This is a genomic window from Aldersonia kunmingensis, from assembly GCF_001646865.1.
Lineage (GTDB): Bacteria > Actinomycetota > Actinomycetes > Mycobacteriales > Mycobacteriaceae > Aldersonia > Aldersonia kunmingensis.
The window spans coordinates 1-9,778 of record NZ_LRRB01000182.1; the positions used below are offsets into that span (position 1 = coordinate 1).

11 protein-coding genes and 1 pseudogene are annotated in these 9,778 nt (G+C 68.9%); 2 read left to right on the forward strand and 10 right to left on the reverse strand.

Annotation, left to right across the window (positions count from 1 at the left end):
- Positions 1 to 604 (reverse strand): DUF2252 family protein (locus tag A8G08_RS13855; protein WP_245672822.1); only part of this gene is annotated, 604 nt, incomplete at its 3' end.
- Positions 605 to 895: 291 nt separating this feature from the next.
- Between A8G08_RS13855 and A8G08_RS13860 the strand changes: the two genes are divergently transcribed.
- On the forward strand, positions 896 to 2,392 hold the full coding sequence (locus tag A8G08_RS13860; RefSeq protein ID WP_068274888.1) for a DUF7159 family protein: 1,497 nt from the start codon (positions 896 to 898) through the stop codon (positions 2,390 to 2,392).
- A gap of 106 nt (positions 2,393 to 2,498) precedes the next feature.
- Here A8G08_RS13860 and tsaD read toward each other — a convergent pair whose 3' ends face one another.
- Genes tsaD through A8G08_RS13895 form a run of 8 tightly spaced genes read right to left on the reverse strand, consistent with a single transcriptional unit; the run spans position 2,499 to position 8,993 of the window.
- Positions 2,499 to 3,533, reverse strand: coding sequence for a tRNA (adenosine(37)-N6)-threonylcarbamoyltransferase complex transferase subunit TsaD (tsaD, locus tag A8G08_RS13865; protein ID WP_068274874.1), 1,035 nt, complete (start codon positions 3,531 to 3,533; stop codon positions 2,499 to 2,501).
- Complete coding sequence (gene rimI, locus A8G08_RS13870) at positions 3,530 to 4,042, reverse strand: ribosomal protein S18-alanine N-acetyltransferase (protein WP_068274877.1); 513 nt, start codon at positions 4,040 to 4,042, stop codon at positions 3,530 to 3,532. The genes tsaD and rimI overlap by 4 nt, the downstream gene beginning before the upstream one ends.
- Positions 4,039 to 4,710: a tRNA (adenosine(37)-N6)-threonylcarbamoyltransferase complex dimerization subunit type 1 TsaB gene (gene tsaB / locus A8G08_RS13875; RefSeq protein ID WP_068274880.1), complete on the reverse strand. Its 672-nt coding sequence runs from the start codon at positions 4,708 to 4,710 to the stop codon at positions 4,039 to 4,041. The genes rimI and tsaB overlap by 4 nt, the downstream gene beginning before the upstream one ends.
- 53 nt (positions 4,711 to 4,763) lie before the next feature.
- Positions 4,764 to 5,222 (reverse strand): tRNA (adenosine(37)-N6)-threonylcarbamoyltransferase complex ATPase subunit type 1 TsaE, encoded by a 459-nt coding sequence (gene tsaE / locus A8G08_RS13880; protein WP_068274891.1) that lies wholly within the window; start codon positions 5,220 to 5,222, stop codon positions 4,764 to 4,766.
- The gene (locus A8G08_RS13885; protein ID WP_245672823.1) at positions 5,215 to 5,955 is read right to left on the reverse strand and encodes an alpha/beta fold hydrolase; all 741 of its coding nucleotides are present in this window, start codon (positions 5,953 to 5,955) and stop codon (positions 5,215 to 5,217) included. Before A8G08_RS13885 ends, tsaE begins: the two co-directional genes overlap by 8 nt.
- Complete coding sequence (locus A8G08_RS28025; protein WP_245672824.1) at positions 5,888 to 6,271, reverse strand: hypothetical protein; 384 nt, start codon at positions 6,269 to 6,271, stop codon at positions 5,888 to 5,890. The genes A8G08_RS13885 and A8G08_RS28025 overlap by 68 nt, the downstream gene beginning before the upstream one ends.
- A complete protein-coding gene (alr, locus tag A8G08_RS13890) occupies positions 6,268 to 7,452 on the reverse strand; it encodes an alanine racemase (RefSeq protein ID WP_068274883.1) in 1,185 nt (394 codons plus the stop codon). The genes A8G08_RS28025 and alr overlap by 4 nt, the downstream gene beginning before the upstream one ends.
- A gap of 53 nt (positions 7,453 to 7,505) precedes the next feature.
- Positions 7,506 to 8,993, reverse strand: a complete 1,488-nt coding sequence (locus tag A8G08_RS13895) for a bifunctional ADP-dependent NAD(P)H-hydrate dehydratase/NAD(P)H-hydrate epimerase (protein ID WP_068274886.1) — start codon at positions 8,991 to 8,993, stop codon at positions 7,506 to 7,508.
- Between the two features lie 62 nt (positions 8,994 to 9,055).
- Between A8G08_RS13895 and A8G08_RS13900 the strand changes: the two genes are divergently transcribed.
- Entirely contained in the window at positions 9,056 to 9,469 is a 414-nt protein-coding gene (locus A8G08_RS13900) for a cupredoxin domain-containing protein (RefSeq protein WP_068274893.1), read from the forward strand.
- 110 nt (positions 9,470 to 9,579) lie between these two features.
- Here the strand turns inward: A8G08_RS13900 and A8G08_RS13905 are convergent.
- Positions 9,580 to 9,778, reverse strand: a pseudogene (locus A8G08_RS13905) (glutamine--fructose-6-phosphate transaminase (isomerizing)); the annotation flags it as partial.

Below are 9,778 nucleotides of genomic sequence, written 5' to 3' on the forward strand. Positions count from 1 at the left end.
GCTCGCCGTTTTCCACCACGGTCAGCTTGCCGAGCACCTGCTCGCTGGATCGCCCGCGCGCCTTGCGAACCGCGGTGTCCAACCGCTTCCGCAACGCGGCATCGAGGGGGATGTCGAGCGCACGCAGATCCGACTCGACATCGATATGGGCGTACCAGACATCGAGATTGCCCAGCGCGGCCGATTCGACCATCGTGCGGTGATAGGCGGCGGCCGCCTCGCGCGCGAACGCTGCGCCGACCTCTATCCCGAACCCGCGGTCGAGCGCGCCGATTACGAGGCTCGCCGCGAGACGCTTCACATCCCATTCGAACGGGCCGGGGTAGGTCTCGTCGAAATCGTTGACATCGAAGGTCAGTTTGCGCTCCGGCGTCGCGTACACCCCGAAGTTGCTCATGTGCGCATCGCCGCACAGTTGCACGTGCAGACCGGTGGACGGGGATCGCGCCAGATCATCGGCCATCACAAGTGCGGCGCCCCGGAAAAAGGCGAACTGCGACTGCGCCATTCGCCCGTATCTGATCGGGACCAGCTCCGGGACCCGGGTGTAGGCCTGTGATTCGAGCAGTCCCACCGGATCTGGACGATCGACCGATGAGCGCACCGACAGGGTCGATCGCGATATGCGGGTCCGTTCGGCTTTACCCCGCCGTTTGCCCGTTTTGCGCGCCGACTCGGCCGGTTCAAGCAAAAGACTCATATTTCCCTCGCTTTGCGCCGCAACCTGCCATTTCATTGTCAGTCATGTGTCGTGAAATGCGCCCTGAAGCCGAAACCGGTTTCCTTAGCCAGCGGTATTAGGTAACGTTCAGATAACGGATTACGAGGTATCCTCGAAACCGGCGATAGCACCGGTCCACCGAGCGGTATCACCGAGGGGCGGGAGGTGTACGAGATGCGGACGTCGTTGGGCGTGTCCGCCGGCAGCGAGGTTGTCTGCTCGGCGCTGCTCACCACGTCACCGGACGGCGGTCAGGCCTTCGAGTACCGCACGATCACTGCCGACGAGGCGAACCTCGATCTCGGCGAACTGGTCTCCTCGGCTATCGAGTTGATGACCACTCAGGTCCGGGCATCCACTGGCGCGGAGCCTGAGGAGCGACGCAGCAGCACGGTTGAGCCCTCCGGAATCGCAGTCGCGTACCGCAGCAAGGAGCAGACCCGCTCGATTCGCTCGGCCGTCGGCCCCCGGCGCCGCGACCTGCAACTGGTCCCCGAGGCCGCCGCCGCACTCGCGTACCTGCATTACACCGGCGAGGTTGCGCAGTTCGAGACCGTGGCCATCGCCGATCTCGGCGCCACCGGCCTCACCATCACAATCGTCGACCAGGCCGACGGGACCGTCCTCGCGTCCCAGCGCAGCACGGAAGTAAGCGGAAACGCGATCGATGACGCGCTCTATCGCAACGTCACCTCGCATCGCACACCACCTGGCGCCAGGCCCAACCGCACCGAGGCGATCTCCCGAGTCCGCACCGCCAAGGAACACCTGTCGAGTCACGAGACGACCACCATCGAGTACGCGCCGGGAAGGCATCGCCGCGTGTCCCGCGCCGAGTTCGACCACCTCGTCGCCCCGTTCGTGACCGCTGCCGTGTCCTTCACGACGCGGACCCTCGACTCCTCGCCTCGCAAGCCCGACGGCCTGGTCCTCATCGGCGGCGGTGCGCACGTCCAGGTCCTCGCAAAGGGCCTGTCCTCCGCTTCCACCATCCCGGTCCTGCGGCCCGCCGACCCCGAGACGGTGCTCGCGAAGGGCGCCGCACTGGTCGCCGACTCCGCGCAGCCGATCGTCTATCCCATGGTTCGCATGTCGGCCGACAAGCCGACCGGCACCTTCGCCCGCGTCGCGGGTGCAATGGTCGGCGCCGTCGTGGTAATCGGGCTTATCGTCGGCTACGGCGTACAGTCGCTCAACGTTTCCGACGGCGACGAAAATGTCTCGCCCGCAGCCACTCTCGACCGCACCGACCAGGGCGCCCTCGTGAACGCCTCGCCGACCACGAGTGTGCCCGCGCCGCCGCTGCCGACCTACGAGTACTCCGAGCCGACTCCGGAGGAATCGCCCTACGGTTACCCCGCCGACGGCATCCCCACGACGGAGGTCACCACCGCCGCGCCCCGTCCGGTACCCGTGCCGCGCACCCAGGCACTGCCGAATACGAACCCGCCTGCGCTGGGCTCGCGACCTTCCACCACCGCACCGCCCCTGCACCCGGCGCCCGACCTGCGACAGATTCCGTGGCCGCAGACCCCCGAGTGGCTCGATCTCGACGATCAGCAGAACGACCCCGTCCCGCCACCACAGGTATCGCCGCTGTCACCGGACGACTCGCCATCCCCCGCGCCGGAACGGCCGACGCTGCCCGGCACCGGCTCGTTCGGCGGCTGAGCCCACCATCGGCTTCGACGACGTGGCCGAAGGCATCGCCACAGCGACAACTCCCGGCGCCGCGGACAAGGTAGTTATCACCGCCGGCTGACTAACGGATCGCGGCTCAGGCCACCTGGCTGATCGCGACCGGCAAACCCGGGTCCGACCCGACGCTCAGCGACGACGGCTGTGCGCCGCCGGCCACGATGTGCGCACCGAGCGCGGCGATCATTACGCCGTTATCGGTGCACAGCCGTGGCTTCGGTACCCGCAGCGTGAGACCTGCTGCGGCACAACGCTCTTCAGCCATGGACCGGATGCGCGAGTTCGCGGTCGCACCACCGCCGAGCACGATCGTGTCAACGCCGACATCCTTGGCCGCCCGGACCGCCTTCATGGTCAGCACATCGGCGACGGACTCCTGGAAACTCGCGGCGACATCCGGGATCGACACCGGCTGACCGTCCCGCTCGCACGCCTCGACATAGCGGGCCACCGCCGTCTTGACGCCGGAGAAGGAGAAATCGTGTCGCGCATCGCGCGCGCTGGTCATACCGCGCGGGAACGGAATCGCGGCCGGATCACCTTCGGACGCAGCCGCATCCAGCGCGGGACCGCCGGGGAAACCGAGACCGAGCAGCCGGGCCACCTTGTCGAAGGCCTCGCCCGCCGCGTCGTCCACGGTGCTGCCCAATTCGGTGATCGGCTGGGACAGCTTGTCGACGTGCAGCAGGTGCGTATGACCGCCGGAGACCAGCAGTGCGACGCACGACGGCATCGGGCCGTGCTCGATCGTGTCGACGGCGACGTGCCCGCCGAGGTGATTCACTGCGTAGAACGGCACGTCCCAGGCCGCCGCGTACGCCTTCGCCGCGGCGACACCGACGAGCAATGCACCCGCGAGCCCCGGTCCGATCGTGACGGCCAGCGCGTCCGGCTTGCGAATCCCCGCGGCAGCGAGAGCCCGGCGCATCGTGGGCCGGATCGCCTCGAGATGAGCGCGGGACGCGATCTCGGGCACCACTCCGCCGAAACGGGCGTGCTGATCAACACTCGAGGCAACCTCATCCGCGAGCAACTCGCACGTGCCGTCGTCATGCCACCGCACGATGCCGACACCGGTTTCGTCGCAGGAACTTTCGATACCCATCACGATCATGTCGCGAGGTTCCCTTCTTCGGCGTGTGCCGCGGGGTGCCCGTCGAGCGTCGCGGCGGGGCGACACATGGTGTACGCGTCGGCCCCACTGGGCTGGTAGTAGCGCTTACGCACGCCGAGCACTTCGAATCCGTACTTGCGGTACAGCTCGATCGCCGGCTCGTTGTCGGTGCGGACCTCGAGAAACACCGGGCCGCCGTGCCGGTCGGCCTCGTCGAGCATCGCCAGCAGCAGCGCGGTGCCCGTGCCGGAGCGGTGCTCCGCCGGATCAACCGCGATCGTGTGCACCTCCGACTCCGGATCGTCGGCGGTGCCGAGCAAAGCAATTCCCGCGTAGCCGAGCAGCTTTCCGTCCTCGTCGCGTGCCGCGAAATAATGAGTGTGCAGGCCGGCCAGCTCCGATTGGAACGCCGGCGCGGTCCACGGATCGTCACCGGCAAACAGTTCGTGCTCGAGTTCGACACATCGTGCGATATCGGCATCGGTGAGTGCCTCGACGCGGGCGGTCATCGCGCGGATTGTTGCAGGGTGGTCGTTCCGCTTCCGGCCGCTCGTTCCACCGCGTCAGGTCGCCGAAGGTACAACGGCACAAGCGCTTCCGGTTCAGCTCCGGTCAGCAGTGCCTCGGCGGCGGCATTCACCAGACCGATGGGCGACGGCGTCTCCACCGGCTGCACCGGCAGATCGAAATAGTCCACGTGCGACGCGGATCCGGCGATCACCTTCGCGGTGCCCACCTCGAGATCGGTTGGCTTGCACACGCCGGGACCGTCGATGCGCGCACCATTGGCGTACCGAGCCCAGTAGACCTCGCGCCGGCGGGCGTCGGTGACCACGAGCAGTTCGTCGTCCATGCCGACGTCGTAGGCGATCGCGTCGAGGCTGCACACCCCGTACACCGGCACCTCGATGGCATCGCCGAACGCCGCCGCGGTAGCCATACCGACGCGCAAGCCGGTGAACGGGCCGGGGCCACAACCGACCACGACAGCGTCGAGATCGTCGGGCTTGCGGCCGATCTCGGCGAGGCAGCCGAGGATCTGCGGGGTGAGAACCTCGGCATGCGCACGAGAGTCGACGGTCACCCGGGTCGCCAACGGCGTGGCAGCCGTCCGGCTCAGCTCCACGATCCCTGCTGTGACGGCCGGCGTGGCGGTGTCGAGGGCGAGGACAAGCATGATGCTCAACGATACCTGCTGGTCAGTCGCGGATCGGCGGCGGTCGGCCCGTGTCAGTCGCGGCCTACCCACTCCCAGTTGACCGTGCGCACATCGGAATCGTGTTCTCGCCGCAACCGCACCTCGAGATGGCGGGTGGACAGATGCTCCACCAGCCCACTTCCCCACTCCACCACGACGACCGCGTCGTGCAGGTCGGTGTCGAGATCGAGCGCATCGAGTTCGTCGAGCGCGCCCGGGCCACCGCCGAGCCGGTAGGCATCCACATGCACCATCGCGACCGAGGGCCCGTCCGCTCGGGTACCTGCGCGGTGCTCGCGGGCGATGATGAAGGTTGGCGAGCTGACCCTCCCCTGCACGCCAAGCCCTGCGGCGATACCCCTGGTCAGCGCGGTCTTGCCGGCACCGAGCGGGCCGTCGAGCACAACCAGATCACCGCCGCGCAGCTCGCTCGCGAGCATCCGGCCGAACTCCTCCGTGTCCGCCACGGTCTCGAGGCGCCGCTCAGCCAACGGACTCACCGCGGTCCGCAGCGTCGATGCTCCGCCGCACCAGGTCGTCGATGGCGTCGTTCACGATGTCGGGGAACTCGAGGTGCACCATGTGGCCCGCACCGCGCACCCGCACGAGTTCGCAGCCGGGCAACGCCGCGGCGATGGCCTTTGCGTTCTCGAACGGAATGATCAGGTCTCGGTCACCGGCGAGCACGAGCACCGGGATCTCGGCGAGTTGCGCGAGCGCAGCCGACTCGTCGTGCGCTTCGAGCGTGCCGAGGAACTTCACGATCGTCTCGACCGACGTTTCGTCGATCATGTCGTGCACGAACCGGCTCACGCTCGGGCTGACCTGGGTGCGGAATGACGCCGCGTGCAGCAGCGGCCGCAACACCGTGCGCGCGAGCGTCCGGCCGCCCTGCACGACGCGGGGCGCGGTGTGCACGCTGATCTTGAACAGATCGATCGCCGGGTGCCGCAGGTGTCGCGCTACGCCGGCGCGGGCGACGCCCTCTGCCGCGGTGGACATCAAACCAACGCCGACCACCTGCGATTCGAACAGGTCCGGACGCTGACGCGCGGCGGCGAGCACCGCCATGCCACCCATGGAGTGGCCGATCACGACGACCGGCCGACGCCCAACAGTGGTTTCGATGATGGCGGCGATATCGCGGCCGAGCTGATCAATTGTGCAGCTGGACCGGGCCGGGGTGCCGGAGCGGCCGTGGCCGCGCAGGTCGAAGAAGACCATCCGGACGTCGTTGCCCCACCGGCGACCCAATGCGGGTGCGCTGCAAATGGAACGAGGTCATCCGATTGGCGAAGCCGTGCACGAACAACACGGTGATCGGCGCGTCGCGGCGACCGTGCTCACGCACCGAGAGCGCGACGCCGTCCTCGGCGGCGACGGTCGAGGACCGGTCGTACTCGATCACGTCGAAGACCGTGCTCGCGTGCTCGTCGAGACGCCGGCGCTGGGCGGGCCGGGTCACCGCATGGCGACCCGCGGCGGCGACGAGGGTTCGTAGCCCACGTTGACGTTTGCGCGACGTCCGCCGCGCCTTCACGCGAGATCCGGTCCGTGGCTGTAGGTGCGAGCGGTGCGGCCGCGGACGCCGGTGACCACCTCGTAGTGGATTGTGCCGAGCGTGTCCGCCCAGTCCTGCGCAATCGGCTCGCCCGCGTCGCCCGGGCCGAAGAAGATCGCGTGATCGCCCTCGCGAACGGTCGGCGGCAGCGGACCGAGATCGACGACGACCTGATCCATGCAAACCCGGCCGATCGACGGCCGCCGCACGCCACCGAGAAGCACGTCGAAGCGGCCCCCGAGCGCGCGAGAGATGCCGTCGGCGTACCCGAGCGGCAGCAGCGCGATGTAGGTGTCTCGCTTGGCCACCCATTCGTGCCCGTAGGACACGCCCTCGCCGGCGGCGACTTCCTTCACGAGTGCGACCCGGCCGCGCAGCGTCATCGCGGGGCGCAGGCCCATCGAGCCGCGCTCCGGAATGGGCGAGAGTCCGTAGATCGCGATACCCGGCCGGACCATGTCGAAGGCCAGATCCGGCCGCGTCAGGGCCGCTGCCGAATTCGACAGATGCACCAGCTCGGGGGTCAGCCCCGCCTGCTTTGCCACCTCTATAGCGGCGACGAACCGGTCGCGCTGCACGTCGATGATCGGGTGCTCGGGCTGATCGGCATGCGCGAGGTGGGAGAAGATCGCGCGCAACCGCACGACGCCCTCCGCCTCGAGCTTCACCAGCTCGTTGATCAGCAGCGGGTATTCGTGCGCCGAGGCGCCGTTGCGGTTGAGCCCGGTGTCCACCTTCACCGTCACCGTGGCGGTCTCACCGATCGAGCGCGCCGCATCCGCGACCGCGCACAGGTGGGCTGCCGAGGACACGCCGATCTCGATATCGGACCGGATGGCGGCGGCGTAATCGGCGTCCGAGGTGTTCAGCCAGGTGAGGATCGGTGCCTCGATACCTGCCTCACGCAGCTCGACAGCCTCGGAGATCGTGGTGACGCCGAGTTCGCGGGCACCGGCAGCGAGCGCGGTGCGGGCGACCGCGACGGCACCGTGGTTGTAGGCGTCGGCCTTCACCACCGCCATGACCGCGGCGGTTCCGGCGTGCTCGCACAGCAACCGGACATTGTGGGCGACGGCGTCGAGATCGATTACAGCCTCGGCCTGCGGCGCGGCGGTGTGCTCCGCCTCCGGCTCCGAGGTGAGTTCGATCGGATCAGTCATCACAGCAGTGAATCCTGCCACCGACGGGTGTCAACAACCGCCCCGGAGTGGCGTCATTCGCCGGTCGCCTGGGCTCGCAGCACCGCGATTGCCGCCCTGACCTGCGCGAGCAGGACATCGGCGGAAATCGGCGCGGGGGCGGACCCGACAACCAAACCGGCGCTTCCCGCGGCTGTCGAGGCAGCCAGATTCGCGGCGAGCGCGTGCGCGCGTGTTCCGGCGGCCGCGGCAAGCGCTGGTTCCAGCCCGGTCGAGAGCAGTGCGCCGATGATTCCGGACAGCACGTCACCCGCGCCCGCGGTGGCCGCCCACGACCCGCCCGCCTCGTTGACCAGCACCGGGCCGTCCGGTGCCGCGATCAGCGTGGCGCGTCCCTTGAGCAGTGCGGTCACGCCCCAGCGGCTCGCGAACTCGCGCACCGCTCCAACCCGGTCCGGACCCGGCGCTGTGCCGGTAAGCCGCTCGAACTCGCCCGCGTGCGGGGTGAGCACGGTGGGCGCGCTGCGGCCGCGCACCAGGTCGGGGTGTTGCGCGAGCATCGTCAGCCCGTCCGCATCGATGAGTACCGGGACGTCGCTCGCGAGCACGCGCCGCAGCGTGTCCAGCGCGGCATCGTCGGTTCCCGATCCCGGACCGAACACCCACGCCTGCACCCGGCCGGTCTCGGCGACAGCGGGCGCGGCGACCACCTCCGGGCTGCGCGCCAGCACCTGATCCGCGCCGGACCCCGCGTAGCGCACCATTCCCGAGGTGGCAGCCACCGCCGCCGAGGTGCACAGCACACCAGCGCCCGGATATCTGGCGCTGCCCGCACACACCCCCACCACGCCCTGGCTGTACTTGTCGGCGCGCGCGTCCGGCACCGGCCACAACGCGCCGACCTCGCCCGGTTCCAGCGCCCGCAGGCCCGCAGGCGGCGGCGCCAGCCCGATCGGCACGAACTCGATCCGGCCGCAATGCTCCGCGGCCAACGCATGCACCGGCTTGAGCGCACCGAAACTCACCGTCACGTCGGCGCGCACGGCAGGCCCGGACACGTCACCCGTATCCGGGTCGACCCCGCTCGGCAGGTCCGCGGCCACGATCGGCGCCTCGATATCGGCGACCACCCGGGCTGCATCCGGGCGCAGCGGTCCCCTGCCGGAGATGCCGACAATGCCGTCGACCACCAGGTCCGCGTCGGCGAGCGCGCCCCGATGCTCATCGCCGAACAGATCTGTCATCACCCGACCGCCCGAGGCACGCAGTGCGGCAAGGCCTTTCGCGTGCGCCTTCTCCGGAGCCAACAGGAGCGCGGTGACCGCCGCGCCTCGCCGCCGCAGCATCGACCCCGCCCACAGCGCGTCCCCACCGTTGTCTCCCGATCCCACGAGCAGGCATACCCGCCGGCCCACGACGCCGCCCGTCCGCGCGCGCAACTCGGCTGCGCAGACAACAGCAAGTCCGTACGCGGCCCGCTGCATCGGCACGCCCTCGGCGACCTGTTCGAACAGCACCGCTTCGGCGGCCCGCACCTCGTCCGCGGTGTGGAACTCGCGCATCCGTCCTCCTCGTGGGCAGCCAAGCTGTGCTCGTGGATTGCCGCGAGACTACGCTCGGCGGAATGCACAAACGCTTCCGTCTCATCATCGCCGGAATCGCTCTGGTCACTGCGTTTTCGGCGTGCAGCAGCGAAGATTCGGGCGATACGGCGTCCACCACCACGCCGGCCACCGCAGTCGATGGCTCGGCCGTGCCCACCACCGCCGCCGACGCCGAGGCCGCGGCCGTTGTCGAGGTGATGGACATGTCCTTCAAGCCGGCCACCGTCACCATCGAGGCCGGCGAGGCCGTCACGTGGGAGTTCGACGACGGCGGCATCCCGCATGCCGTTCAGGGGCTCAACGACAACGGCATGGAGCTGAGCAGCCCCATCCTCAAGTCGGGCCCCTACACCCACACGTTCACCGCACCGGGCACCTACGAATACATCTGCCCGTTGCACCCCCAGATGAAGGCGACCGTCATCGTCAAATGACCAGCCACTGAACGCCGAAGCGCCGCACACTTCCTGTTGCGCCGCATAGGTTTCCGCTTGCGGAGACCTATGCGAGGAATCAGCAGGTGTGCGGCGCTTATGCTTTCGGCCTACTCGACGGTGACGGACTTCGCCAGGTTGCGCGGCTTGTCCACGTCGTACCCGCGCGCCTGCGCCACCTCGGCGGCGAAGATCTGCAGCGGGATCGTCGAGACCAGCGGCTGAAGCAGGGTCGGTGCCGACGGGATCTCGATGAGATCGTCGGCGAACGGACGCACCGTGTCGTCGCCCTCCTCCGCGATCACGATC

What these genes read in the sequence shown, in the direction of transcription:
- A8G08_RS13860 (WP_068274888.1), top strand. Translation starts at nt 896, where the DNA reads ATGCGGACGTCGTTGGGCGTGTCCGCCGGCAGCGAGGTTGTCTGCTCG.
- tsaD (WP_068274874.1), bottom strand. Translation starts at nt 3,533, where the DNA reads ATGATCGTGATGGGTATCGAAAGTTCCTGCGACGAAACCGGTGTCGGC.
- rimI (WP_068274877.1), bottom strand. Translation starts at nt 4,042, where the DNA reads ATGACCGCCCGCGTCGAGGCACTCACCGATGCCGATATCGCACGATGT.
- tsaB (WP_068274880.1), bottom strand. Translation starts at nt 4,710, where the DNA reads ATGCTTGTCCTCGCCCTCGACACCGCCACGCCGGCCGTCACAGCAGGG.
- A8G08_RS13885 (WP_245672823.1), bottom strand. Translation starts at nt 5,955, where the DNA reads ATGGTCTTCTTCGACCTGCGCGGCCACGGCCGCTCCGGCACCCCGGCC.
- alr (WP_068274883.1), bottom strand. Translation starts at nt 7,452, where the DNA reads ATGACTGATCCGATCGAACTCACCTCGGAGCCGGAGGCGGAGCACACC.
- A8G08_RS13895 (WP_068274886.1), bottom strand. Translation starts at nt 8,993, where the DNA reads ATGCGCGAGTTCCACACCGCGGACGAGGTGCGGGCCGCCGAAGCGGTG.
- A8G08_RS13900 (WP_068274893.1), top strand. Translation starts at nt 9,056, where the DNA reads ATGCACAAACGCTTCCGTCTCATCATCGCCGGAATCGCTCTGGTCACT.